This is a genomic window from Paenibacillus methanolicus (assembly GCF_008124765.1).
GTDB lineage: Bacteria > Bacillota > Bacilli > Paenibacillales > Paenibacillaceae > Paenibacillus_Z > Paenibacillus_Z methanolicus.
Genome location: NZ_VNHS01000002.1, coordinates 844,212 through 870,928, shown reverse-complemented (window position 1 = coordinate 870,928; position 26,717 = coordinate 844,212). Strand labels below are relative to the sequence as shown.

At 59.5% G+C, this 26,717-nt stretch carries 22 protein-coding genes; 15 read left to right on the top strand and 7 right to left on the bottom strand.

Annotated features, from left to right (window positions below; translation table 11 throughout):
* Nucleotides 1–52 precede the first annotated feature (52 nt).
* From BCM02_RS08680 to BCM02_RS08660, 5 genes are all read left to right on the top strand, one after another.
* The gene (locus BCM02_RS08680) at nt 53–847 is read left to right on the top strand and encodes a hypothetical protein (RefSeq protein WP_148928646.1); all 795 of its coding nucleotides are present in this window, start codon (nt 53–55) and stop codon (nt 845–847) included.
* A 194-nt stretch (nt 848–1,041) separates the two neighbouring features.
* Nucleotides 1,042–1,515, top strand: a complete 474-nt coding sequence (locus BCM02_RS08675) for a MarR family winged helix-turn-helix transcriptional regulator (RefSeq protein WP_148928645.1) — start codon at nt 1,042–1,044, stop codon at nt 1,513–1,515.
* Between the two features lie 64 nt (nt 1,516–1,579).
* Nucleotides 1,580–2,764 carry an ArsA family ATPase gene (locus BCM02_RS08670; protein ID WP_148928644.1) on the top strand — a complete coding sequence of 395 codons (1,185 nt, stop codon included), beginning with the start codon at nt 1,580–1,582 and terminating at the stop codon, nt 2,762–2,764.
* Between the two features lie 8 nt (nt 2,765–2,772).
* Nucleotides 2,773–3,072: a hypothetical protein gene (locus BCM02_RS08665; RefSeq protein WP_148928643.1), complete on the top strand. Its 300-nt coding sequence runs from the start codon at nt 2,773–2,775 to the stop codon at nt 3,070–3,072.
* Between the two features lie 23 nt (nt 3,073–3,095).
* Nucleotides 3,096–3,470, top strand: coding sequence for a DUF6463 family protein (locus tag BCM02_RS08660; protein ID WP_148928642.1), 375 nt, complete (start codon nt 3,096–3,098; stop codon nt 3,468–3,470).
* Nucleotides 3,471–3,562: 92 nt separating this feature from the next.
* On the opposite strand, the gene BCM02_RS08655 is transcribed toward BCM02_RS08660, so the two are convergent.
* Nucleotides 3,563–5,416 (bottom strand): ABC transporter substrate-binding protein, encoded by a 1,854-nt coding sequence (locus BCM02_RS08655; protein WP_187434082.1) that lies wholly within the window; start codon nt 5,414–5,416, stop codon nt 3,563–3,565.
* Between the two features lie 136 nt (nt 5,417–5,552).
* Between BCM02_RS08655 and BCM02_RS08650 the strand changes: the two genes are divergently transcribed.
* Nucleotides 5,553–6,326, top strand: coding sequence for an isocitrate lyase/PEP mutase family protein (locus BCM02_RS08650; RefSeq protein WP_148928640.1), 774 nt, complete (start codon nt 5,553–5,555; stop codon nt 6,324–6,326).
* A 338-nt stretch (nt 6,327–6,664) separates the two neighbouring features.
* On the opposite strand, the gene BCM02_RS08645 is transcribed toward BCM02_RS08650, so the two are convergent.
* Nucleotides 6,665–7,234, bottom strand: a complete 570-nt coding sequence (locus BCM02_RS08645) for a hypothetical protein (protein ID WP_148928639.1) — start codon at nt 7,232–7,234, stop codon at nt 6,665–6,667.
* 192 nt (nt 7,235–7,426) lie between these two features.
* Here BCM02_RS08645 and BCM02_RS08640 point away from each other — a divergent pair, with 192 nt between their 5' ends.
* The 9 genes from BCM02_RS08640 to BCM02_RS08600 all read left to right on the top strand — a co-directional run bounded on the left by BCM02_RS08640 (nt 7,427) and on the right by BCM02_RS08600 (nt 20,063).
* The gene (locus tag BCM02_RS08640) at nt 7,427–9,571 is read left to right on the top strand and encodes a GAF domain-containing sensor histidine kinase (protein WP_148928638.1); all 2,145 of its coding nucleotides are present in this window, start codon (nt 7,427–7,429) and stop codon (nt 9,569–9,571) included.
* The gene (locus BCM02_RS08635) at nt 9,568–10,248 is read left to right on the top strand and encodes a response regulator transcription factor (protein ID WP_148928637.1); all 681 of its coding nucleotides are present in this window, start codon (nt 9,568–9,570) and stop codon (nt 10,246–10,248) included. Before BCM02_RS08640 ends, BCM02_RS08635 begins: the two co-directional genes overlap by 4 nt.
* 396 nt (nt 10,249–10,644) lie before the next feature.
* Nucleotides 10,645–12,225, top strand: coding sequence for a response regulator transcription factor (locus BCM02_RS08630; protein WP_148928636.1), 1,581 nt, complete (start codon nt 10,645–10,647; stop codon nt 12,223–12,225).
* A gap of 13 nt (nt 12,226–12,238) precedes the next feature.
* Nucleotides 12,239–14,044, top strand: coding sequence for a cache domain-containing sensor histidine kinase (locus BCM02_RS08625; protein WP_148928635.1), 1,806 nt, complete (start codon nt 12,239–12,241; stop codon nt 14,042–14,044).
* A gap of 144 nt (nt 14,045–14,188) precedes the next feature.
* The gene (locus BCM02_RS08620; RefSeq protein WP_148928634.1) at nt 14,189–15,508 is read left to right on the top strand and encodes an ABC transporter substrate-binding protein; all 1,320 of its coding nucleotides are present in this window, start codon (nt 14,189–14,191) and stop codon (nt 15,506–15,508) included.
* 102 nt (nt 15,509–15,610) lie between these two features.
* A complete protein-coding gene (locus BCM02_RS08615; RefSeq protein ID WP_148928633.1) occupies nt 15,611–16,507 on the top strand; it encodes a carbohydrate ABC transporter permease in 897 nt (298 codons plus the stop codon).
* Nucleotides 16,500–17,324, top strand: coding sequence for a carbohydrate ABC transporter permease (locus tag BCM02_RS08610; RefSeq protein ID WP_148928632.1), 825 nt, complete (start codon nt 16,500–16,502; stop codon nt 17,322–17,324). Before BCM02_RS08615 ends, BCM02_RS08610 begins: the two co-directional genes overlap by 8 nt.
* A 161-nt stretch (nt 17,325–17,485) precedes the next feature.
* Nucleotides 17,486–18,820, top strand: a complete 1,335-nt coding sequence (locus BCM02_RS08605; RefSeq protein WP_148928631.1) for a GGDEF domain-containing protein — start codon at nt 17,486–17,488, stop codon at nt 18,818–18,820.
* Nucleotides 18,813–20,063, top strand: a complete 1,251-nt coding sequence (locus tag BCM02_RS08600) for an extracellular solute-binding protein (RefSeq protein ID WP_148928630.1) — start codon at nt 18,813–18,815, stop codon at nt 20,061–20,063. The genes BCM02_RS08605 and BCM02_RS08600 overlap by 8 nt, the downstream gene beginning before the upstream one ends.
* Nucleotides 20,064–20,175: 112 nt before the next feature.
* Here the strand turns inward: BCM02_RS08600 and BCM02_RS08595 are convergent, their stop codons facing one another.
* From BCM02_RS08595 to BCM02_RS08575, 5 genes are all read right to left on the bottom strand, one after another.
* A complete protein-coding gene (locus BCM02_RS08595; RefSeq protein ID WP_148928629.1) occupies nt 20,176–21,897 on the bottom strand; it encodes a cellulase family glycosylhydrolase in 1,722 nt (573 codons plus the stop codon).
* Nucleotides 21,898–22,458: 561 nt separating this feature from the next.
* A complete protein-coding gene (locus BCM02_RS08590) occupies nt 22,459–23,316 on the bottom strand; it encodes a class II fructose-bisphosphate aldolase (protein ID WP_148928628.1) in 858 nt (285 codons plus the stop codon).
* Nucleotides 23,317–23,484: 168 nt separating this feature from the next.
* Nucleotides 23,485–24,339 (bottom strand): carbohydrate ABC transporter permease, encoded by an 855-nt coding sequence (locus BCM02_RS08585; protein ID WP_148928627.1) that lies wholly within the window; start codon nt 24,337–24,339, stop codon nt 23,485–23,487.
* Between the two features lie 13 nt (nt 24,340–24,352).
* Entirely contained in the window at nt 24,353–25,237 is an 885-nt protein-coding gene (locus tag BCM02_RS08580; RefSeq protein ID WP_148928626.1) for a carbohydrate ABC transporter permease, read from the bottom strand.
* A 98-nt stretch (nt 25,238–25,335) separates the two neighbouring features.
* Nucleotides 25,336–26,571, bottom strand: a complete 1,236-nt coding sequence (locus BCM02_RS08575; protein ID WP_148928625.1) for a sugar ABC transporter substrate-binding protein — start codon at nt 26,569–26,571, stop codon at nt 25,336–25,338.
* Nucleotides 26,572–26,717: the final 146 nt, after the last annotated feature.

Here is a 26,717-nt window from a genome sequence, read left to right as displayed (position 1 = left end):
TAGTCGGAAGCCTCACCCAATAGGCGGCAGACATCTTGAGGAGGAACTACAAGTGAACCTATACAAACCGCGGGAAATTCTCGAACGCATCGAAAAGGTCGAGCTGGAGCTGACGAAGCTGAACGCGGCCCGTTCGCTGAGCGCCGCGCCAAGGCGTCTCGAGGTTCGGGATTCGGGGGATTGCAAGCTGCTGATGGACCACGGGGACAAAGCATCTCCCTACTATAATAGGATTAAAGGCTTCGGACCGCGGCGCGTCGCCGAGCTGGACAAGCTGCTGGCCGAATACGGCGAGGCGTCCCCGTCGTTCGAGCTCACGCCGGACGGCATGACGGAATCGGTTGCCCGGTCGCTAAACGAGCGCGGCTATATACCGGTTCAGCAATTGGTATACATGTATGCGGAGACGCGTGACGATGCGGACTGGCATTCGGAGTTCGAGATCGAGCGCGTGACGGAGGAAACTTCGGAAGCGTTCGTCGGTTGGATTCGCGAATCGCATGGCGGCGGCATGGTCATTACCCAGGAAATGATGGCGCGTTCCAAGCCTTATTTTCACCGTCCGGACTTCGCGAATTACATGCTGCGGATCGATGGCGCCGCGGCAGCGATGGGCTCCATGTTCATCTATGGTCAGTCCGGATACTTAGCCAACGATTATACGTTCGAGTCATATCGGGGAAGAGGCTGCCAGACATCGCTTATTCGCCGCCGATTGTCGGATGCGATGGCGCTCGGCTTGGACTTCGTCGCGACGGACGTGGAATTCGGCACGGCTAGCCACGGCAACATGCTAAAGGCGGGCTTCAAGACGGCGCACTTGAATACGTTCTGGATGAAAGGCTAGTCGAATAGCGGCGCTGACGAATGGAAACTCGATCCTATGGGACGAGCTTCCATTTTTTTGTTTGACAATAATACGATATCGTAGTAAATTAACGTCATAACTACTACGAATTCGTACTAAAAATGTGTTCGAAAAGTCGACGATTCAGCACCGGGAAAGCGACTTGTTGAACAACCCCTAAAGGAGCTTCCGGCATGCATCAGCTATATGACCTCTTTCTTCGAACCGGACTGCGCCCGTTCGCTTTTCTCGATTCGCACCCGCTTGAACAGAAGGTGACGCGTTCGGATCTATCGACGCTGCTCGTTCTGCTGTTCCGCGGCGATTCGACGATGACGGAGCTGGCGTCCGAGATGGGCGCGCCGCTCAGCTCCATGACGAGCATCGCCAAGCGGCTGGAGCGCAAAGGGTACATCGCCCGCGCCACGTCCGCGCAGGATCAGCGGGTGAAGCTGGTCACCCTGACGCAGGAAGGGCGCGCGATCGCCAAGGAGTCCGAGCAGATGATGCTGTCGGTGCTGGGCAAGCTGGAGACGGCGTTCACGCCCGAAGAGATGGAGCAGTTCACCGTGCTGCTGCTGAAGGCGGCGAAGGTGCTGCAGCAAGATGGACCGGCGCGGGCTGCGGAGACGCGCACGCCGGCGGTCAAGATTCGCATCGAGGAGTAACCGGGTCGAACCGGTTTCTTTTTTCGATAATTACTACGAAATCGTACTAAAAGGGGCTGGGGTTATGCGGATTATCATTTATACGGGCAAAGGCGGCGTCGGGAAAACGAGCATCGCGGCGGCGACGGCGGTAAAGTTGGCGAAGGCGGGGAAGCGTACCCTTATCCTCAGCACGGATGCCGCGCACAGCTTGGCGGATTCGCTCGCCATGCCGATCGGGCCGGATCCGGTCTGTCTCGCACCGAATCTGTGGGGACAGGAGGTGAGCAGCCTTCGCGAGACGGAGAACAATTGGGGCGCGGTGCAAGGGTGGCTGACGGCGATGCTCGACAAGGCGCAGCTGCGCGACGTGACGACCGAGGAGATGCTCGTGTTCCCGGGCTTGGAGGAGCTGTTCAGCCTGCTGCAAATCAAGAAGCATGCGCAGAGCGGCCAATTCGACGCGCTCGTGGTCGACTGCGCGCCGACGGGGGAGACGCTGCGGCTGCTCAGCTATCCGAACGTGCTGAATTGGTGGCTGGACAAAATTTTCCCGCACGAGCGCCGGCTGATCAAACTCGTCCGCCCGGTGTCGAAGCTCGTGGGGGGCGTCGAGCTTCCGTCGGACGACGTGCTGGATACGATCGAGCGGTTCGCGCGGGGGCTCGAGGACATGCAGCGGATCATTCTCGACCCCGCGGTCACGTCGGTGCGCATCGTCATCAATCCGGAGAAGATGGTGCTGGCGGAGGCGAAACGTTCGTTCACCTATTTGAACTTGTTCGGCTTCCACACCGACGCGGTCATCGTGAACCGGGTGCTGCCGGACGAGGCGGGCGATGGCTTCTTCGCGCACTGGCGCGCGCTTCAGAAGCAGTACGAGACGGAGATTCGCGAGAACTTCGAGCCGCTTCCGATTCTGAAGGCGCCGCTGCTGCCGAGAGAGGCGATCGGGACCGAGGTGCTCGGCGAGCTGGCAGAACTCGTATTCGGGGAACTGGATCCGTCGGCGATGCTGTTCGCCGGCAGAACCGAGGAGATCCAAGAGGCGGATGGCGAGATGCTGCTCACGCTGAGCATCCCGTTCGCCAGCAAGCAGGAACTCGATCTGACACAGAACGGCGACGAGCTGACGGTCAACGCGGGAGCGTACAAAAGGAAGGTCGTGCTACCGAGGCCGCTGATGGGGCGCGCCGTGCTCGGAGCCCGTTATGCGGAAGACCGGCTCGTCATCCGGTTCGGCAAGCGGGAAACGGCGGGAAGGAGCTGAATTCTGACATGCGAAGAAGAAAAGCACGGCTCGTCCGGCTGGCCGGGGGCGTATCTCTCGCGGCGGAGTTATTCGAGCGAATGGAGGAGCGCGGCGCGTTCCGGCATGCGCGGTCGGCCGCCAAGGAGTGGCTGCTCGCGTCCCGCACGGTGTTGGATAGTTTGATCGATGTCCTGGATGATGACGCGGAGGCAGGGCGGGGCGTGTCCGCGGGAGAAGGCGCGCCGTCCGGGCAAGGCGCTTCTCGCCAGCCTGTCGCGGCGAAGAGGGCGAAAGGCGCGCGCAAAATCGAGATCGCGGAAGAGTAACCAAGGAGAAGGAGCGAGATATCATGGCGAATCACGTAAACGGGCTGAAGAGGCAAATGGGGTTATCCCTCGTATTGACGGGGCTTCTGCACACCGTTGTTGGGCTGGCGATATTCACCTCGGATTTGATTCCCATCGTAACGGAGGGCTTCTGGAATACGGTGGTCGGGAATGAGCGGCTCATCAATCGAGAGAACGCGTTCTGGTTCATGATGTTCGGATTCGTCCTCATGCTGCTCGGTTACGCGGTGGATTGGATGCTGAAGAAGCTCGGGACTGCCCCGCCGCTCGCGTTCAGCTGGTTGTTATTCGCGACGTGCCTGCTCGGCGCGGTCATCATGCCGGTATCGGGTTTTTGGTTGGGGCTGCCGCAAGCTTGGATACTCGCGCGCCGATAAACGAACGGTCCGAAGACCGCCGACGGATTGACAGGAAATCAATAAGGCTGTTTCCTTCGCCCTTCGCAAGGGCGGCAGGGAACAGCCTTCTGTTAGGATGGGGAGCCGGCCGCGGCCTCCTGGGACGGAAACCATATTTGCCGGAAATCGACCCAGCCGTACGAATTAATGCGCACGCCGCGCACGGCTTGATGATACTGCGTGTTGTTCTTCTTGTGCACGAGGAACAGAACGGAGGCGCTATCTTGCAGGAGCGACTCCAGCTTGGCGAGATGCCGCGCCCGGACGCGTTCCTCCGGCTCCGCGCATGCCGTACGCACGACCTCCTCTACGTATGGCAGCATCGGTTCTTCGATGGCGGACAAGAAGTAATTCGGCTGCAAGTAGGCGCCCATCTCCGTAATTTCCGGGTGGATCGGCACGTAGCCGAATAACCGGCAATCGAATCCGTCCGGTTCGACGGCGCCCGCCTGTCCGGGGACTTCGTTCGTAATCTCGAGTTCGACTTGAATGCCGTACGCGCGGCAGCGTGCGATGATCCAGCTGGCCTCCGTCTCATGATAGACGTTGGACGATAGCCGCAGCGTCTCGCCCGCGTAGCCGCTCTCGAGAAGGAGCCGACGGACCGCATCGGCTTCGATCGTTGGCCGGCTTTCCGCCGCCATCTTGTCAGCGATCGCGGCAGGCCGGAACCCGCCCGCCGGCATGATGAGACTATCGCCCAGATCGGCGATCATCCGCTCTCGGTCGAGCAGAAGGTTCATCGCGTGGCGGAAGGACGGGGGCCGGTGCGGCCCGTCCTTGCGGAGGTTGAAGGCGAGCACGCTGCAGCAGATGTATCTAGCCTCCAGATCGTGCCAATCGTGAGGCGGAACCGTGTCCTCGGACGAAGACCGCCTCAGCGAACGGCCGTCCGAAGGCAGGACATCGTTCCAGTCCGGCTGCCGGATCCGGCCTTCCTCGATGCCCGGCAAGATGTAGACTTCGACGCGGTCGAGCAGCGGACTTCCGCGAAAGTGACGGGGGAATGACTCCAGCGCGCATAGCCCCTCGTCGAGCTGCGCGATGCGGAACGAGCCGGTGCCGACCGGCTGGCGGGCGAACGCGTCGCCGGAGGCGCGCGCGAGCTCTTCCGGGACGATGCTCATCGCCGCCGTGCTCAGGAAGCGCGGCAGCAGGACGTTCGGGCAGGCAAGCGCGATGCGAACGGTGCGCGGATCGACGGCTTCGATGGACGCGGCATCGCGCAGCATCCATGCGGCCGCGTACCGGTCCGCGCTCTGCCGAATCCGGTTGAGCGAGAACACGACGTCGGAAGCGGACAGCTCGCGGCCGTGATGGAACAAGATATGTTTGCCCAAGTAGAAGGTCCACGTCGCGGCATCCGGGCTGCTCGTCCACGTATGGGCAAGACAAGGCTTCAATTCCCGGGTGTCCGGGTCATATTCGACCAAGGTGTTGAACACCTGGCTAATGATGTGCGAGTCGAACGCGTAATAAGCGAGGGCGGGATCCAGCGTTTCGAGCGCGCGATGGACGGGGAGCCGCAGCGTATCCCGGGCATCGCCCGCGACGCGTCTGCGGGCGAATCCCATCTCGCCGGACAGCCAGTCCATGAGCATCTCCCGCGCGGTCGGCGTGCCGAAACGGTTCATCCAGTCTATCGCTTCCTTGATCTGTCCCTGTTCCATTTTGCGTTTGATCTCCGACGACAAGAGCTCGTTCTCGTCCGCGGTGAAAGCCAGCTGCGACGTATGTCCGCGCCCTCTGCCGGCCCGCCATTCGATCCACCCTTGCTCGGATAAGTCGCGGACGATTTTTTTGACGTATCGCGGCGTGCAGTACCAGACCTCGGACAGCTTCTCGACGGTAACGGGGAACAGATGTCGATCGGGCTGAGCGCGGTAGTAGGCACGAAGCTCGAAGAAGTGCTGCGCGATGTGCATGGGCGTGAATCCTCTCTTCGTTAAAAGGTGAACGGTTCTATGCAAATGATACACTTTTTGCTCATTCGCGGATACGCCATACTGAGTCCATGACGGCGCTTCGGCGCAAATGAAAACAAAGCAAAAGGTGAGGATCATGAACCGGATTCGAGTATTCGAGGAATTGCACCGCGGGGATGAACTATTGTTTCTGGGCAATGCGTGGGACGTGATGTCGGCGCTTGCCCTGGCGAAGTCGGGCTTCCGTGCCATCGGCACGACCAGCTGGGGCGTGGCAAGCGCACGGGGATTCGCCGACGGCGAGCGGATCGGGTTCGAGGTGCATTTGGAATTGATTCGGGCGATCGCAAGCCAGGTGAGCATACCGGTCTCCGCCGACATCGAAGCGGGATACGGCGCGGATGCGGAGACGGTCGCGAGCAACGTGCTGCGTCTTGCGGAAGCCGGGGCGGCGGGAATCAATATCGAGGATTCGTCGAAAGAACCGCGGGCGCTGAAGCCGATGGGCGAACAAGCGGTTCTGCTGCATGCGATCCGCTCCGCGCTTGATGCTAACGGGCATGACGGCTTCTTCATTAATGCGCGCGCCGATACGTATCTCCTCCTGGAGCAGCCGCTCGCGGAGACGATCGCAAGAGGCCAGGCGTATGCCGAGAGCGGCGCCAGCGGGCTCTTCGTGCCCGGTCTGCGGGATGAGGCGGACATCGCGGAAGTTGTCGCGAACGTTAGCTTGCCGCTGAACGTGATGTCTCTCCCTGGCTTGACGGACGCGGCGCGGCTGCAGGCGCTCGGCGTGAAGCGGTTCAGCTTCGGCAACGCCTTCTCGGACGCGGCGACGGCTTACGTGGAGGCCAAGGCGGCGGAGCTGTGGCGGCTGCGGAATACGTCCGTGCTGTATGATGCGCAATAGCGGCACAGGGCCGAATATCGCCCCCGCTCATAAACGAGAAAGCCGCTCGCACCGGGCAGACAGGCTGCCTAACCGGTGCGAGCGGCTTTTTGGACTTCGGGTGGATATGGCGGGGATGGACCGGTTGAGAGAGCGCGTGATGCGCTAAGGGGAGCGGTTGCCTACGCGCTGCGGGGATGGCAGGTCAAGGGGCTGCCGGCAGGCGCGAGCGGGGAGGGGGGATGGGGACCAATCTTCGCGATTGCTTTGTTTCTTTGTCGGGGTGGCCGTTAATCGTTGCGTGGTTTTTCGAAGCTAGAGGAAGCGTGGTGATTTCGTGAGTCTGAGCAAGCCGTAGGTTACGCCGGGAACTTGCTGCCTTCGACCGAACGCGGCGTCAGCTTGCCGATCCAGATGCACAGGCCGGCGCCGACGTAAGACAAGCCCCAGAAGAACGCGAAGTACTTGTTATCCTCGATCGGAAGGAAGATGCTCAGCAGCATGACGACGTGAAGGACCGCGACCCAGCGAGGGAAAACCTTGGCGCGGAAGGTGACGATGGCGTACAGCAGCGTGCCGCCGGCCATGCCGATCATGCCGATCATTTGAGTAATGCCCGCTACGGCGCTGCCTTCGGCGATTTCTTGGAAGCCGGGCAGGAACGAGGTGAATACGAGCGCCGTCGTCGTGACGTTGCCGATAATAATGGCGAGCGTGCTGATAAAGCCGAGGATGCCGGTCTCGCGGGACTGCACCATATATAGGGCGATGGAGCCGACGGACATGAGGATGCAGGCGATGAAGCCGAACGTCAGCTCCTGTACGCTGTCCGTGCCCCAAATCAGCGACGTCGGGGTCATCCCCATTCTCGCGATCCCCGCGATCAAACAAATCATGCCGAGCCACTGAATTACGCGATTAACATTCATTTTGTTCATTGCCTCCTAAGGTTGGTTTCGATCTGTTCTCATCATACCTCCGGCGCAATCACGGATGGCAGGGTAGGTCATCCTCGGTTTTCCAGGAAGATTCGGCGCCCGGAATCCGGGAAAATCGGGCATGACCCGGGAAAACGCGATTTTGGCATATTCACCCTACGCGACGCACGCTATAATGAAGGCATGAAAACGACGCGAATCTATATGCTGCTCGTCACCGTCTTCTTCCTCGCGACGGCAGCGCTCTACATCAATTGCATACCGAATTACTACCACGCTTTAATCGACCGCTGCATTACATCGGGGTGCGGCTTGTCGGTGCCCGCGCTCGGGATGGAGCCCGGCGGGATGCCGGTCCAGCAGACGGCGCTGTGGCTCGTGCTGATCGACGTTTCGTTCACGATGCTCTTCTACGCGTCGGCGGCCATTATTTTATGGAAGGGCGGCCGGGAGCCGATGGGACTGCTGGGCGCGCTCGCGCTCGTCGCCTTCGGCACGACGTTCCCTTCGCTCGTCATGGTCGGATCGGAAGGAACGCCGCTCCTGAAGCAGTGGTTCATGGGCGTCTCGACGATCGCGTGGTCGGCGGTCTCGCTGTTCTGCCTGCTATTCCCGAACGGCACGTTCGTGCCGCGGTGGAGCCGTTACGCCTTCGTGCTGATCATGCTTCAGAACCTGATCAATTTCTTTAGCGGCGGCAGCATGTGGGAGCACTACGGGCTGCCGATCGTTTTCCAGTTCGTCTGGTTCTTGTCCACGGTGGCGCTGCTCATCTATTCCCAGGTGCACCGGTTCCGCAACGTCTCCACGCCCGAACAGCGCCAACAGACGAAGTGGGTTGTCTACGGCGTCTCGGTCACGTTCATCGGCTTTGCCATCATCACCCTTATGTTCAGTCCGGTCGTGAACGACGGCTCGGCGACCATGTTCATCTGGCTGAACGCCGCGCTGCACATGACGCTCGCCGCGCTGCCGATTACGCTGACGCTCGCCCTGCTCAGACGGCGGCTGTGGGACATCAACCCGCTCGTCAACCGGACGATCGTGTACGGGGCGCTTACGCTCGCCATCGTGCTGTTGTACGCGGCCTCGGTCCTGTATCTGGGTAAAGTGCTGAACAACTGGAACCCGCTCGTCGTCTCGTTCATCGTCACCGCGCTCGTGGCGGTCGCGTTCGCGCCGATCAAGGAGTGGCTGCAGCGGCAGGTGAACCGGATGCTCAAAGGCCGTCACGACGATCCCTATGCCGTCCTGCTCGAGCTAGGCGTTCAGATGGCGGAGCCGCTGGCGCCGGAAGCGATGCTCGAGGTGATCGCGGGCAAGGTCAAGGAAGCGCTGCGTCTGCCGTACGTCGGCGTCGCGATCGGCGTCGAGGGGCAGGAGACGGTCATCGCGGAAGCGGGCGAAGGACGCGGGCAGCATGAGCTGCAGGCATTCCCCGTCGTTCATCGCGGACGCGCGCTAGGCACGGTATATGCGGCCAGCCGGTCCCCGGGCGAGGCGTTCTCCGCCGAAGACAATCTGTTCCTGGAGGTGCTGCTGCGCCATGCCGGTCCGCTCGTCAACAACGCGGACATGCTTCAGGCGATGCGCAAGCTGGCCGAGGATCTGCAGGAGTCGCGCGAGAAGCTGGTGCTCGCACGGGAAGAGGAGCGGAGGCAAATTCGCAACAATTTGCACGACGATCTCGCTCCGAGACTTGCGGCGCTTGCGCTGAACGCGGCCACCGCCCGCAAATTCGTCGAGCGGGATCCCGCCGCGGCGATCGCCATGCTGGATGAGCTGCGTTCGACGATCCGCTCCACGGTCGGCGATATCCGCACGCTCGTGCACGATTTGCGCCCGCCGGCGCTCGACGAGCTGGGGCTCGTCGGAGCAATCCGCACTCGCATGGACGAGCTGAGCAAGCCTGCTCTGCTGCTGGCCGGGGAGGAGAACGCGAAGCCGCTGCGCTTCGAGCTGGACGTGGAGGGCGCGCTGCCGGCGCTGCGGGCGGCGGTGGAGGTCGCCGTCTACCGCATCGTGACCGAATCGATGGTGAATACGGTCAAGCACGCGAACGCAACGGTATGCCGGGTGCAGCTGGCCGTCATGGAGCGGGAGCGGCTGTACGTCGAGATTCGCGACGACGGCGCGAGCAATCCGCAGCATCCGATTTGGTCGGGCATGTCGAGCGGCATCGGGCTGATGTCGATGCGGGAGCGCGCGGCCGAGATCGGCGGCGAATGCGGTTTCGAACGGCTGGAGACGGGCGGCATGCGCGTCTGGGCGCAGCTGCCGCTGAATCATACGGAAGCGAGCAAGGATAAAGGAGAGAAGCTGGCATGAGAATCGTGATAGCCGAGGATCACCCGATGTTTCGGAACGGGGTGCGCAGCCTGCTGGCGACGATCGACGGCATGGAGGTCGTCGGAGAAGCGGCCACCGGCGAAGAGGCGATCGCGCAGGCGGAGAAGCTGCTGCCGGATCTGATCCTGATGGATATCCGGATGCCGGGGATGAACGGTATCGAAGCGACGCAAGCGATTAAGGAGAAATACCCGTCGATCAATATTCTGATCCTGACCATGTACCGGGACGACCAATCGGTCTTCACCGCGATGCGCGTCGGGGCGAAGGGTTACGTGCTCAAGGACGCGGACGAGGAGGAATTGCTGCAGGCGATCCGGATGGTCGGCAGCGGCTGCGCCGTGTTCAGCACGGAGATCGCCGAGCGGATGATGCATTATTTCGCGGCGCCTCCCGCGCCGGAGCCCGCCGGGATCGGCGGCTTGTCCGCCAACCCGCTGTTCGCGGAGCTGACGCGCCGCGAAGCGGACATTCTGCAGTGCATCGCCGGCGGGGAGACGAACGCGCAGATTGCGGCCCGGCTGCACATTAGCGCCAAGACGGTCGCGAACAACGTCTCGAACATCCTGAACAAGCTGCAGGTGCTCGACCGCCACGAAGCGCGCAAGCTGGTCGAGCAATCGAGGACGATGCCGAAGCCGGGACGGCTGGGGTGAGCGGGAGCAAGGAAAGGTAAGAATCGAAGAGGAGAAAGGGCCGCCGCGGAGCGGCCTTTTGGCATTTCGCGACACGCGCCAGGCCGCGCCTCCGTTTCGCAAGAATGCTTGCGTTCGCCGCGTTAAGGTCTGGTCATTCGCCCAGCATCGATCGAATCGACGAGACGCGTCCGGCGCGCATCTTCTCCCGGGAGTTCGAGACGAGCTATCCAATCCAGGCACGCCTGTAGTAAAGTATGTATGCGGTTACATGGCGGGACGCCGGCATAGACGCGATCCGGAGACGTTTATCCGCGAGCGCGGGCGCATACGATCCCATATTCGCATGGAGACGCGAAGATTGTGAGCAGACCTTAATAAATAAAGCCGAAAAGGCTCGATTAGGAGGAGATGTCGATGGCGGCGAGAGAGCTGTGCAAAGTATTGATCGTGGACGACGAGATCCTGATCCGGCAAGGCATTAAACATTATATGAATTGGGAACAGGAAGGCTTCTGCATCGCGGGCGAGGCGGGCAACGGCAAGGAAGCGCTGGAGCTGATCGAGAAGGTGCGGCCGCATATCGTCCTGACCGATATCGTCATGCCGGTCATGGACGGCAACGAACTGACGAAAGCCGTCAAAGCGTCGTACCCCGGCATCGAGGTCGTCGTGCTGAGCAGCTTCGGGGACTTCGATTACGTGCGGGCGACGTTCCAGAGCGGCGTGGCCGACTATATTCTGAAGCCGAAGCTCGAGACAGAGGAGCTGCTCGGCGTGCTGCGCAAGACCGCCGGCCGAATCGGCTCGCTTCGCCCGATCGGCGCCGAGCGGGAAGACGGCCCGGATATTCGGCGGGAGATCGAGCGCATGATCGCGGGCTACGAGACGGAGTCGGATGCGGAAGAAATTCGCCGTGCCTTCCCCTATGGGGCGTTCCGGCTGCTCGGCATGGAGTGTTCGGCGAACGGACGGCAGACCGATGGAGAGGCGGTGCTGCGGACGATCGCGGAGGCGGCCGAGTCCGCGGCTTCCGGTTCGGCCGATATCCGGACGTACGTACTCCTATCCGAACCGAACGTCACGCTCGCCGTGCTGAATTATGACGCCGCGCAGGCGGAGCACGCGGCGGCAGCCTTGGCCGATGCGGCGGCGGCGGCGGTCCGGGAAGCCGATCCGCTCGCCTTCGTCGCGCTGACGGAACCGTTCGCCGGCTTCCATCGCTTGGGCGACACGTACCGCGGCAAACTGCGCGGCCTGTTGCAAGCCGGGTTTTATTTCCCGGAGCGGCATCTGATTGAAGCGGGCAAGCTCCCCGCGTCCGTGCCGGCAGCCCCTCCGTTCCCCTTGGACCGGTTCGCCGCGGACCTGGCCCGCAGGCAATTCGATGCCGCGTTCGGCCAGCTGCGCAAGCACGTTGCCGCGATGTCCGCCTGTTACACGACGGACGCGTTCGAATACAAATCATTTCTGAGCAACATCATCTTCAATATTATCGTCCTGTTGGGCAACGCGGGATACGACGTGAAGCCGCTTGAGCGCATCAAGTTCGCGTCGTTCAATGCGATCAACGAATCGCGCTGCGCCCAGGATGCCGCTGATCGGCTGTTCGCGTTCGTGGAAGAGGCGATTGGCTGCGCGGACGTCAGCATGGCAGCGGCCGAAGGCGGGACGGGGGGCGCGAACATGAAGCGGCTGCTCGACTATATGGAAGCGCATTACGCCGAACCGCTGACGCTGAAGGAGATGGCGAAGCATTTTCACTTCAATCCGTCGTATCTGTCGAGTACCTTCAGCGCGCATAACCCGGACGGGTTCGCGGGTCACTTGAACAAGATTCGCATCGGCAAAGCGGCGGGTTTGCTGCGCGAAGGGGAGCTGGCGATCAACGAGATCAGCGGGCTTGTCGGCTATTCGGACCATAGCTATTTCTGCAAAGTATTCAAGAAACTGACGGGACTGTCGCCGAGCAGCTACAGGCGTCAGCCGATGTCCTAAGGAAGCGGTGCGGATGAAACGATACTTCGAGAAGTTCAAATACCACGGCCTTTTCCTGAAAATGTTCATTATCCTCGTCGTCAGCATCATCGCCGTCTCCGTATCGGTCTCGTGGACGACGATCCGGATATCCGAGCGGTTGTTCATCAATACGTTCAGCATCACGAACGGGAAGGTGATCGGACAGATCAAATCCGGCTTCGAATCGCTGAACACCGCGATCGTCACGGCGGTCAACAACATTCAGCAGAGCGGCACGGTGAAGCAGTTTCTGACCGAGGGGGGCGGCAGCTCGCTGGCCTTGTCCAAAACCTATTACAACATGAACAAGCAGATGAAGCAGATCGCCTATAACGTGGATGCGTTCGAGATCGACATTAGCGTCACCGGCGCGAATGGCCGCGTCTACGCGACGAACCGGGCGAACTGGCCGATTGCCGACGAAGCGCTGAAACGAGAACCGATGACGGCAGCCGCCAAGGCGCAGCCGAGAAGGCTGCTGTACCAATATAGCGACGGGCTGGAGAACGAGAACGGCGAGCGGGAGCCGATCATCGCGGCGACGAAGGCGCTCATGGAGCGATCTAGCGGGAAAATCTATGGCGTCATGTACCTTGTCATGAAGGAGAGCCAGTTCAAGCGCTATTACGAGAGCTATACGAGCGAGGGCAACCATGTGGTCGTGCTGAGCAATGACGGCGTCATCGTCTCGAGCGACCGCGAGGAGCTGATCGGACAGCGGGCGCCGGACCTGCTCGCCCACGCGCTGGATATCGAGAAGCGGGAGATCGACTACAAGGACGCGCGGTTCATGGACAAGGACAACATTATGCTGGCCGATTACTTGTCTTTCTACGACATGCATGTCGTCAATCTGATCGATAAACAATGGGCGCTCGGGCAGTTGATCGATACGAAGTCGATCGTCCTCATCTGCATCGCGATCGTCGGCGTCGCGCTGATTATCGTGTTTCTCATATTCCGGCGGTTGACCCGGTCGCTGACGCGGCTCGTGAAGCAGATCTCGAACATCTCCAAGTACGACTTCCATCACTACGTCGCGGTGAGCGGCAGTTTCGAGACGCGGCAGCTGGCGCACGCGTTCAACTTCATGCTCGACGAGCTGCACGTCTACGTCGAAGAGCTGGTGAAGACGCAGAAGAAGCAGCGCAATGCCGAGCTTGCGGCGCTGCAGCGCCAGATCAACCCGCATTTCCTGTACAACACGCTCGCCTCGATCAAAATCATGGTGCAGCGGGGGAGCCGGGAAAAGGCGGCGGACACGATCAACGCGCTCATCTCGCTGCTGCAGAACGCGATCGGCAATGTCAGCGAGACGGTGAGCATCGAGCAGGAGCTGGACAATTTGAAGAGCTACGTCTTCATCAACCAGGTCCGTTACGGCGAACGGATTAAGGTGAACTATTTCGTCGCGCCGGATTGCATGGAGGCGCAGGTGCCGAAGCTGATCATTCAGCCGTTCATCGAAAATGCGTTCTTCCACGCGTTTAACGCGAAGCAAGAGGGTTATATCTATGTGCTCGTCGCCCAAGAAGGCGGGGACCTCGTCTGCGAAATCGCCGACAACGGCGACGGCATGGAGCTCGGAGACGGAAGCAAGCTGCCGAAGGCGTCGAGCAGCAGGCAGCTATTCACCGGCATCGGCGTGAGCAACGTGAACGACCGGCTGAAGTTGCTGTATGGGGAGTCGTACGGCATTGCCATTACGAGCGAGCCGGAGCAGGGCACGCAGGTGCGTATTCGGCTGCCTTTCCAGCGCGAACCTGAAGATAATACCAGTTTCCAACAATCTTCCTAATACGAGGCGGTAAGCGTCGGGCGAGGATGCGATAAAAGTGCTATTCCGCGCAAAGATATTCCTAACGATCGACGAGAGCGGAATGGTACGATGGCCTTGAGCTTAAGTAACCGCTTTCATTATGCTTTCACAGGGGGAAGATGGATGAAGAAGAAGTTGGCGACGGTGCTATTATCCGGGATGCTGCTGCTAAGCGCGTGTGCATCGAATTCGAACAACGACGCTGGAGGAACGAACGAGGAGGCTTCAGGCGGCGGGAACGCGAAGGCGGGCGCCTCGGAGGTGACCGTCTGGGCATGGGATCCGAATTTCAACATCAAGGCGCTCAACATCGCGGCTGACCTGTACAAGAAGGATCATCCGGATTTCAAATTGAACATCGTCGAGAACGCGCAGGAGGACGTCGTTCAGAAGCTGAACACCAGTCTCGGAGCAGGCACGACCAAGGGGCTGCCGAATATCGTCCTCATCGAGGATTACCGCTCGCAGAGCTTCCTGCAGGCGTTCCCGGACATGTTCCACGAGCTGACGGGTACGTTCAAGGCGGAAGACTTCGCGCAGTACAAAATCGGACCGACGAGCGTGGACGGCAAAAACTACGGCCTGCCATTCGATTCCGGCGTCACGGGATTGTTCGTGCGGACGGACTATCTGGAGCAAGCGGGGTATAAAGTCGCCGACCTGCAAAATCTGACGTGGGACGATTTCATCGAGATCGGCAAAAAGGTGAAGGAAGCAACCGGCAAGCCGATGATCAGTCTGGACCCGAACGACCTGGGCATCATTCGCATCATGATTCAGACGGCCGGTTCCTGGTACATGGACAAGGATGGCAAGGCGCCTTATCTGGTGGGGAACGAAGCGTTGAAGGAAGCGTTCGACGTCTACAAGCGCATTATGGAGGCGGACATCGTGAAGCCGCATTCCGACTGGAGTCAATTCCTGGCGAATTTCAACAGCGGCGAAGTGGCGTCCGTCCCGACCGGCAACTGGATCAACGCCTCGATTAAAGCCGAAGCGTCGCAGTCCGGCAAATGGGCGGTCGTGCCGATTCCGAAACTAGCCAGCCAGCCGGACACGGTGAACGCGTCTAACCTCGGCGGCAGCTCCTGGTACGTGCTGAACGTGGACGGCAAAGAGACGGCGGCCGATTTCCTCGCCAGTACGTTCGGCGCCAACGTCGATTTCTATCAGCAGCTCGTCACGGACATCGGCGCGATCGGCACGTACTCGCCAGCTTCGAGCGGCGCGGCGTATGAGGCGGCCGACCCGTTTTACGGCAACCAGAAGACGATCGCGGATTTCGCGAAATGGACCGATTCGATCCCGCGCGTCAACTACGGCTCCAGCACCTACGCGATCGAAGACGTACTTGTCGTGGAAATGCAAAATTTCCTGAGCGGCAAAGCGATCGATGACGTGCTGAAGGATGCGCAGCAGCAGGCGGAAGCGCAGATGCAGTAAGACGCGTCGGCCATTCCTGCAACACACCTGGCTTTAGCGAGCCGCGCCCGGGGCGTTCCCGGAGCGCGGCGGCTAACGCCGGCCGAAAGAGGAGAGGACCTTATGAGAGCTGCCAGACCCGCCATGAGCATGCAGCGGAAGGCGAGCGCGATCGGCTGGGCGTTCGTCATCTTGCCCGTCGTGCTGATTGCCGCTTTCTATTTCTACCCGATGATCCAGGCGTTCCTGCTGTCGCTGCAGAGCGGGAAGGGGACCAACCTGAGCTTCGCCGGCTTGGCGAACTACAAGCGCCTGTTCGCGGATTCGACGTTCATCACCGCCGTCCGAAACACGTTCGTCTATCTCATCGTCCAGGTGCCGGTCATGATCATGCTCGCGCTGATCATCTCCGTCCTGCTGAACGACAAAAATTTGAAATTCAAAGGCTTCTTCCGGACGGCGATCTTCCTGCCTTGCGTCACGTCGCTCGTCGCCTACTCCGTCGTGTTCAAATATTTGTTCGGCCAGGATGGCCTCGTCAACGTCATGCTGATGAAGCTGTCGCTCATCTCGGAGCCGATCGGCTGGATTACCGACCCGTTCTGGGCGAAAATCACGATCATCATCGCGATTACGTGGCGCTGGACGGGCTACAACATGATTTTCTACTTGTCCGCGCTGCAAAATGTCGATCATGCGATCTACGAGGCGGCCCGCATCGACGGCGCTTCGTCCATGGCGCAGTTCTTCCGCATTACGATCCCGATGCTTAAGCCGATCATTCTGTTCACGTCGATCACCTCGACGATCGGCACGCTGCAGCTGTTCGACGAGGTCATGAACATTACGAAAGGCGGTCCGGGGAGCGCGACGACGACGATCTCCCAATACATTTACAACCTTTCGTTCAAATACACGCCGGACTTCGGCTACGCGGCCACCGTGTCGTATTCGATCGTGGCGCTGATCGTCGTCTTCTCGTTCCTCCAATTCAAAGCGGCAGGTGATAAGCATGCCTAAGTTGAAACGGGCTTTCGCCTATGGGTTCTTGATTATCGCCGCCATCATCTCGATATTCCCGTTCCTATGGATGCTCGTCAGCACGACGAACAAGTCGGTCGACGTGACGAAGGGTCGGCTGCTGCCCGGCGGCGAGCTGGCGGGCAACGTGAGGCGGCTGCTCGATACGGTCGATCTGGTGCCCGCCCTGCTGAATTCGGCCAAAATCTCGATTACGACGACCGTGCTGGCGCTGCTGATCGGTTCGTTGGCCGGCTACGGCTTTGAGATTTACCGGAGCCGCGCGAAGGATATCGTCTTCAACATTTTGCTGCTGTCGATGATGATTCCGTTCGCCGCGCTCATGGTGCCGCTGTACCGGATGTTCGCGACGGTGTCGCAGCATGCGCCCGGCATCGGGATCGACACGGCCGCATCCGTCGTGCTCCCGACGATGACGACCGCGTTCCTCATCTTCTTCTTCCGCCAGAGCACCAAGATGTTCCCGAAGGATATGCTGGAGGCCGGGCGCATGGACGGTCTGAGCGAGCTGGGCGTCTTCTTCCGCATCTACGTGCCGACGATGAAGACGACCTACGCGGCCGCGTCGATCATCACGTTCATGTCGAGCTGGAACAACTACCTATGGCCGCTCATCGTGCTGCAGTCCGAGGAGAATAAGACGATTCCGCTGCTCATCTCCAATCTCGGCTCGGGTTACTCCCCGGATTACGGCGTTATCATGACGGCGATCGTCATCGCGACCTTGCCGACGGCGCTCGTGTTCTTCCTGATGCAGAAGCATTTCGTGGCGGGGATGATCGGGTCGGTCAAATAAGATTTGTCTTGAATGCTACAGCCGCTTTCCATCCGGGAAGCGGTTTTTGGCGTCCTGTCTCCAGGGGGAAATCCACCTTCTGGGAATGAACGAACGGGATTGAATGCACACTAATAAGGTTTCGGAAGAAAAGGCGCGCTCGACGACCGGAGGTTGGCAGCTTGGCACTCACGTTGCGCAAGAAATTATATTTAAGCTTTAGCGCCATTATCGCGTTATTCGTCACGACGGTGATTTTATCGGCGTATCTGTCGGGGAAGATGGTGGAGCTGACGAACGAGAGCGGCGCCTCCGGCAAACGGATGGAGGTGCTCCAACGGCTAAATTTGTTCGCTCGCGCCGCCAACGACAACGGCGCGCATTATTTGCTTGCGCCAGTCTACCTCGAGGCGGATTACGACTCTCGGTTCAGCTCGAACGTCCGCTACGTGAACGCGGAACTGAAGCGGCTGACCGAGACGACGAGCGATAAGCAAGGACTCGCTCAAATCCAGCGCTTCAAGGAAATGTGGGCGGACTACGTGACGGACAAACGCAGAACGATGGCGCTGAAAATACAAGGAGAAGCCGAGCAGGCGCGAGAAGCATACGCGAAGGACAGCTTCGACCCCATCGCGTTCGCGCTCCATGCGTTCTTTAAGAACGAGCAGGCGCGGGTGGACCGGAACAACCGCGAAGTCCGCGAGAACGGCGAACTGATCTCTAAGGTCAACTATACGATGGCCGGCTCCGCGTTCGCGCTGTCGCTGCTCATCGCATACCTGCTGTCCAACTACCTCGTCCACCGCATCGGGCTGCTTAAATCGTCGGCGCAGAAAGTGGCGGAAGGCGATCTGCAGGTGGCGGATTTAAGCTTCCGGGGACGCGACGAACTGCGCGAGCTGGCGGAGGCGTTCAACCGGATGACGCATTCGCTGCGGACCGTGATCGATTCGAACGCCTTTCTGACGCAAATCTCGAGCCGAGACCCGCTGACGGGGATCCCGAACCGCAGATGCTACGACGAAACGCTCGAGCGGGAATGGCGGCGTCTAGCCCGGGAAGCGAAGCCGTTGTCGTTGATTCTGTTCGATATCGATTACTTCAAGCGATATAACGACAACTACGGTCATCAAGCCGGCGACGAATGCTTGAAGCAGGTGGCCGCGATCGTGCAGGAGCAGGTCGGTCCCGGCGAGCTGGCGGCGCGTTACGGAGGCGAAGAGTTCGTGGTGCTGCTTCCGAATCAAGATGAGGCGGCCGCCTTCCGAACGGCGTCGCGTATTCAAGAAGCGCTGGCCGCGCGGCAAATTCCGCATGTCAACTCCGAGGTAAGCGACAGCGTGACGGTGAGCATCGGCATCGCGACCGCGCCGGCGCATGAGCTGGAGCATCCGCGCCGACTGCTGTTCGAAGCCGACCGTGCGCTGTATGCGGCCAAAGAGAACGGCCGAAACCGGATTCGCCTCTATACGCCGGCGGACGCCGGCCAGGAGGGGGAGGACGATCGTGACTAAACGCAGAGCGCTCTCGGCGTTGCTGTCGACTTTCGGGGCGTCGTTGGCGCTGTCGCTTGCTTCGTGCTCCAGCGCCGGCGAGCCGGAGGAACCGGTCCAGCTCACGTTCTGGACGACGACCGCCCAAGCGCAGACGACTTTCTTTCGCAACCGGATCGGAGCGTTCATGGAGGAGCATCCCGGCATCGAGGTGAGGGTGGAGCAGCACGAATTCCCGTTTGCCACGAACGAATTCAAAACGGCGGTGCTCGGCGATCAGACGGTGGACGTCTTCCGCGCGGACAACTCGTGGGTGCCCGAGTATGCGGATCTCGATATCTTGTATCCGTTGGACGAGCTGGCGCCGGCATCCCGGTGGAGCGGGTTCACGGCGTTCGCGATCGAACCGCTGCTGCACGAAGGGCGGTTGTACGGACTCCCCTCGGTTCTGGAGGTACCGGCCTTGCTCTATAACAAGCGGCTGCTGAGCGAAGCGGGCTATCCGTCGCCGCCGGCCACGATGGACGAGCTGCTGGCCATGGCGAAGAAGCTGACCGGGGGCGGGCGGTACGGGCTGTTCGTCACGGAAGATTCCTACTTTGCGCTTCCTTATCTATGGGCCTTCGGCGGCGGCATGCTCACGGATGAAGGCAAGATCGAGATCGCGTCCGACAATTCGCGGCGCGCGTTGGCCTTCATGGTCCGCTTGCGGCAGGAGGGCGTGACGCAGCCCTACTCCGATTTCACGGATTGGTACAGCCGGATGGTCGGCGACTTTACGAGCGGAAGATCCGCCATGATGATGAACGGGCCTTGGGCAATCGGGGATATTCAGTCGACAGGCGGCCAATTCCGAAACAACGACTACCTCGGCATCGCCCCGATGCCGAAGGGACCTGGCGGGCAGGGTTCTCCGGTCGGCGGCCACAGTCTGGTGATCAACAAATACAGCAAACACCCGAAGGAAAGCATGGAGCTGATTGCCTACTTAACGGATAGCGAGACGCAGGTGCGGCAAAGTCTGGCTTTCAAGACGCTGCCGACGCAATCCGCCGCTTATGCCGACGCGCGTCTGGCGAAGGATCGCATCGTGCAGGGGTTCGTCAAACAGCTGGCGGCGGCGAAGGCCGTGCCGTCCATCCCCGAGGGAGCCAAGTTGTTCATGGACTTTACGAACCATCTGAACGCGATGCTGCTCGGCAAGGAGACGGTTGACGTCGGGACGAGGAAGATCGAGGAGGCATGGAAAGCGCTACTGGATTAGGAGACGGGAGATGCGGGTTTCAAACTGCGCGAAATGGCAAAAGGGCATATCTCAGTCACCATGGGTAACCGAGATATGCCCTTTCGTTTGCGGCCGCTTCAGCGAGTGACGGTTAGGATGCCGTTCCCGTCACGCTCGCGCCTTGCTTCGCAATCGTATAATTGACGATCTCGCCGCTCCAGAAGTGGAGCTTCAAGTTTACGACGCCGTCATTCACTTCATTGAAGAAGTTCGCGGGCAGGACGACGGTGCCGGCCGCGTAATCCGGCGTGAACGCGTAGCCGAATTCCTTAAAGGAGGTCCAATTCTGCGGGCCGGCATTGCCGCCGACCGCGTAGACGGCTTCCATCGTGGCCAGGCGGTCGCCGTTGAAGGCCGTCGGGATCGCAAAGCTCTCGCTCGTGCCCTCGGCGCTTGCGAGCGTCGGCGCCTTATACGTGATGACGTCGAACGTCCAATCCGCGCCTTTGTTGAACTCGGCGACGAGCTCGGCGTTCTCGCCAAGTTGGCCGGAGGCGGTCAGCTTCTTCAGCAGGGCGGCCTTGAACGTCAGCGTATCGCCGGACAGCTCATAGTCTCTGCCTTTCTTCAGCTTATCCTTGCCCGCGCGGATGGCGGACAGCTTGTTGCCGTTCAAGTTCAGCGTCACCGACGCGTCTTGAATGTCCGCGCCTTGCTTCAGGAAGATCAGGTCGCTCGCGGCGGTTGCGGAGCGGCCTTTCCAGCTCGCTTTCATCAGATCGAACAGCTGCTGGTCTTTCCACGTCAGCTTCAGCCGGTCGAAATGCTGGCCGTTATCCCACAGCATATGGGTAATGTTCTTCTGGTTCAAGTAGTCGATCAGGAATTCGAAAAACTTCAGCTTCTCGCCTTGTTCGATCGTGCCGGTGTTCTTGTCGAAGCCCAGCAGGCCGAATTCGCCGAGGATGACCGGAATTCCCTTGGCCACGAACGAGTCGTAGACGCGGTCGAACGTATCGGTAATATCCTTCTGCGTCTGCTCCTCGAAGCGGGTGAAGCCGGCGATGTTGACGCTGAACGGCCAGAAGCCGTAATAATGGACGGTCGCGATCAGGTTCGGGTCGTTCAGGCTCTGGATCGTGCCGTACAGCTGGTCGAGCCGGTCTTGGCTGGCGTTCGTCTCGAGGGTCGGCAGCACGAGCGGACGGACGTCGTTCTTGCCGCCGGACGCGCGAACGATCTCATGGAAGGACGTGTTCAGCTCGGCCAAGTACGTGAAGAACGCGGACGAATCTTCGCCCCAGCCGCTAGTGAAGCGCGGCTCGTTAATGCTCTCGAACGACAGCTTGGTCGAGTAGTTCTTGAACCGGTCGGCGATCTGGGTCCACGCCGCATTGTAGCGCGCGAGCACCTCGTCATGCTCGGTGCCCATGTTCGTCACCCACAGCCAGGAATCATGGTGCAGGTTGATCATGACGTACAACCCTTCGTCGAGCGACCAGTCGACGACTTCTTCGACGCGGTCCAGGAACGCGGGATCGATGCTATAGTCCGGCGCGCCGCCCATATGCTGCTGCCAGGTGACCGGGATGCGGATGCTGTTGAAGCCTTGCTTGGCAATAGCTTTGATTTGCGATTTGGTTACGCGCGGGTTGCCCCATGACGTCTCGTCCGCGCCGGTGGCGTCGAACGTATTGCCGAGATTCCAGCCTGGCTGCATTTTCTTGACATAGGACTGAATGCCGGAGGCGCGGTCTTTGTCTCTCTCCCGCTCGGCGCCGTCCGAGGCGGAAGCGACGGCCGGAGTGAGCATGGCGACGAGAAGAAGAAGGGTGAGGACGAGCATGTGTCTAGGTCTGCGAAGCAATGGCATGATTCGATAAACCTCCTTGATAAAATGTCGTCATCTGGCATGAAAGCGTTGTCAACTGAAACTATAACATAGCGCGCGAAGAGGAAGACACCCGGACAATTACGGCGTATTTCATGAGGAAATTATTGGTTAAAGGCTGATTGGTTTGCGTTCACGGTCGAAAGACCGGGAATGCAGCATTCAGCCACAGCTGATTGGTTTGCGTTCACGGTCGAAAGACCGGGAATGCAGCATTCAGCCACAGCTGATTGGTTTGCGTTCACGGTCGAAAGACCGGGAATGCAGCATTCAGCCACAGCTGATTGGTTTGCGTTCACGGTCGAAAGACCGGGAATGCAGCATTCAGCCACAGCTGATTGGTTTGCGTTCACGGTCGAAAGACCGGGAATGCAGCATTCAGCCACAGCTGATTGGTTTGCGTTCACGGTCGAAAGACCGGGAATGCAGCATTCAGCCACAGCTGATTGGTTTGCGTTCACGGTCGAAAGACCGGGAATGCAGCATTCAGCCATAACTCAAAAAAGACCGGACAGAGTCCGGTCTTCGGGTCTTCTATGTGTATTACGCTTTGCCGGACGAACCGAATTCGCGCATTTTGCCGATAACCGTTGCTTTGATCGCATCGCGGCCTGGCGCCAGGAATTTACGCGGATCGTAAACTTCGAGGTCTTTCGTCAGGATTTCGCGCGCGACTTTCGTGAAGGACATTTGGTTCTCGGTGTTTACGTTGATTTTCGCTGTACCCAGGGATACGGCGCGCTTGATGTGCTCTGTCGGGATGCCTGTTCCGCCGTGAAGAACGAGCGGCAGGTTGATCGTTTGACAGATCTCTTCCATTTCCTTGAAGCCCAGTTTCGGCTCGCCTTTGTAAGGGCCGTGAACGGAACCAAGCGCCGGCGCGAGGCAGTCGATGCCCGTGCGCTCGACAAGCTCTTTGCACTCTTTCGGATCTGCGTAGATAACGCCGTCAGCGACGACGTCGTCTTCTTGGCCGCCGACCGTACCCAGCTCGGCTTCAACCGAAACGCCGCGCTCGTGCGCGTATTCGACGACTTGTTTTGTGATGCGAACATTGTCTTCGAATGGACCGTGCGAAGCATCGATCATGACGGACGTGAAGCCCGCGTCGATCGCCGCTTTACATTTCTCGAAGCTGGAACCGTGGTCCAGGTGGATGGCAACCGGTACCGTGATTTTCATTTCTTCGACCAGGGATTTAACGATTGCCGTTACAACCGTAAAGCCGCCCATATAACGAGCAGCGCCTTCGGAGACGCCCAGGATAACCGGGGACTTCTCTTCTTCGGCCGCCGCGAGGATCGCTTGCGTCCATTCCAGGTTATTGATGTTGAACTGGCCAACCGCATAACCTTCCTTCAAACCTTTGTTCAGCATGTCTTTCATCGAAACCAATGCCATTTTCTAGTCCTCCCTCAAGATACTTAAAGACGAATTCTTGTCCTATCCCAGTATATTATACTCATTTGTTTGTCAAAAATCGAATCATTCTATCGAGAAATGCGGCCGAATGTTAAGAAAAAACGAAAAAACAGCCCGGATGGCTGCTTTTTCGGCGGCGGCGCGCATTCATTTGATGCCGGAAATATTGTAATTCTCGATAATGTGCTTCTGCGCGAAGACGAAGAGGATCATGATCGGGACGACCATGAACGCCGCGCCGGCCATCTGAAGCGCATAGTTCGTGCCGTGCTGGCCTTTCAGCAGCTGCAGGCCGACCGAGAGCGTATATAGCTTCTCGTCGTTGGCGATGATGAGCGGCCACAGGAAGCTGTTCCAGCCGCCGATGAACGTCAGAATCGCTTGAACGGCGAGGATCGGCTTGGACATCGGCAGGATGATTTGCAGGAACAGCTTGTATTCGCTCGCGCCGTCGAGCCGCGTCGCCTCCATAATCTCGTCCGGCAGCGCGGACATGAATTGGCGGAAGAGGAAGATGCCGAACGCGCTGATGAAGCCGGGCAGCACGATGCCGATCATCGTATTGGTTAGGTTGACGCTGTTGAGGATCAGGTATACGGGAATCATCGTCACCTGTCCGGGAATCATCATCGTGGCGAGCACGAGCAGGAACAGCTTGTCGCGGCCCTTGAACCGGTATTTGGCGAAGCCGAAGCCTGCCATGGCGTTGAGCAGCAGGCCGACGAAGCTGAACAGCGTGATTAGCAGCGTGTTAACCAGATACGTCGTGAAGTCCATCTCCGTGAATAACCGGTGAAAGTTATCGAACGTGAACGTCTCCGGCCAAAGGGTGGGCGGGATTTGCTTGATTTCGCCTTCGGTCTTGAAGGCGGACAGCATCATCCAGACGAACGGCACGATCATCGCCACGCCGAAGACGGTCAGCGTCAATCCGACCAGCCACTGCTGAAGCCGGACGCCGGATGAAGCGGATCGCGCGGCATTGGAGTTGGAAGGTTGCATGACGGAACGCCTCCTATTCTTCGGCTTGCTTCCGCTGAAGCTTCAGCTGGAGCAGCGTAATCGCGATAATAATGAAGAAGAGTACGAACGAACCGGCGGCCGCATAGCCGAAATGGCTGTATTGGAAGCCGTTCTGATAAATGAACAACGAAGCCGAGACGGTTCCGTTCAGCGGTCCGCCCTGGGTCATGACGAACGGTTCCTCGAAGAACTGCAGCCAGCCGATCATCGTCGTAATCGAGACGAAGACGATCGCGTAACGGAGCATCGGAATCGTAATGCGCGTCAGCTGCTGCCAGTTGCTGGCTCCGTCCAGCTGCGCGGCTTCATAATACGAGCGGCTGATGCCCTGGAGCGCCGCGATGAAAATAATCATGTTCAGCCCGATTCCTCTCCATAGAGCAAGCAGGATAAGGGAAAGCTTCGCGATCGTCGGCTCGGTCAGCCACGGCACGCGGTCGAACCCGATCGAGGTCAGGATATAGTTGAACAGCCCGATTCCCGGGTTGTAGAGATAGCTCCACACGACGGCGACGGCGACGACGTTGGTCACCGAGGGCAGGTAGTAGACGACGCGGAAAATTTTGAACGCCCGGTTGCGACCGAAGTTGATCATCAGCGCGACGGCGAGCGAGCAGACGATGACCAGCGGTACGCCGATAATGACGTAGAACAGCGTATTGCGCAGGGAGACGAGAAAGATCGGATCGGACAGGATGTCGGCGTAATTCCGGAAGCCGACGAACGAGATATTCGAATAATCGGCGAGCCCGGCCAAATCCATGTCGGTCAAGCTAATATAGACGGCGACCAGGATCGGCAGCAGAGAAAATACGGTCAAGAGGATCAGGGTCGGTCCGATAAAAACGTATGGCGCGTACTTGGACGTTCCTTTCATAACATCACTTCCTTATCAAGTCATACGCCGGAGGTGCGGGCAGCGCCGGCTTTCGCCTAGTAGCGAAAGCCGGCGCCTATTCGGATGCCCGCGTGCGGCTATTTGTCCAGCAGCTGCTGCGACTGCGCGTTGAACGCCTTCAGCTGTTCGTTCAGATCGGCGTCGGCACGGTAAATTTGCTCGAACGTCTTCAGGAAGTTCTGCGAAATGTTGTCCCAAGCCTTGACGAGCGGCATCGGTTCGGCGTTCTTGAGCTGCTCGCCGACGACGGCCATGTTCGCGTCATCGCTCAGCTGCGGATCTTCCCAAGCTTTCATCGTAGCCGGCAGCTCGCCGGTCAGCTTCATCCACTCCAGCTGCTTCTCGGGCTTGCTGAGGAAGGCGATGAACTTCAGCGCCGCGTCCTTCTGCTCCGTGTAGTTGAAGACGGTCAGGTTGGAACCGCCGAGCGAGCTCATGTTGTTCTCCTTGGACGGCAACACCGCCGTCGCCCATTTGCCTTCGATATCGGGAATTTGGTCTTTGATCGTCTTGATCATCCACGGCCCGCTGATGAACATCGGGACCATGCCCTCGCCGCCGAAGCTCTGCGACGTATCGAGGCCGAGATCGACCGGCGCGTAGCCTTTCTTGAAGTAAGTATCCAAATAAGAGACCGCTTCCGCGAATGCCGGCTCTTCGAATTGCGCCTTGTTGTTCTCGATGAGTTTGGCGCCGTTCTGGCGGGCGAACATGAAGTTAAGCGTCGGCTCCTTCGGATCGAGTCCGATGCCGTATTGGTCTTTGCCGCGCGCGGTCAGCTTCGCGGAGGCGTCCAGCAGCTCATCCCACGTCGCCGGCGCCTTGTCGTAGCCGACGGACTTCAGCACGTCCGTGCGGTAGAAGAGGATGCGCGTCTCGGCGAGCCAAGGCACGCCGACCGTTTTGCCGTCGAACTGCGTGGAGGTGATAGTGCCTTTGAAGAAGTTATCCGGCGCAAGCTCGGGATAGTTCGGAATATCGTTCGTGAGATCGGCGATCGCGCCGGCGGAAGCGAACTCCGGCATCCAGGTCGTGCCCATCTGCAGCACGTCCGGTCCTTTCTTGGAGGCGACGGCGGTCAGCAGCTTGTCGTGGGCGCTGCCCCAAGGGATCGCCTGCACCTTGACCTTGATGGTCGGGTTCTCTTTCGTAAAGTCGGCGGCCATCTGCTCCATCGGCTTGCTGCTGTCTCCCATCGCCCATACGGACAGGGTGATGTCGCCGCTTCCCGAATCATTGCCGCCGGAGCAGCCGGCGAGCAGTCCTCCGAACACCGCAACCGCGGCGACCGTGCTTACGCTTCTTTTTCTCATTTCGGAATTTCCTCCCCTTCAATGTATCTTGACAACTGTTCGTTGAAACGTTTCGATTTCGATTATAGATCATTTTGAAATCGCATACAAGCGTTTTTTGCGGTCAACTTTTCCTACATTAATGGCCGATATGTCGTTCATATTCG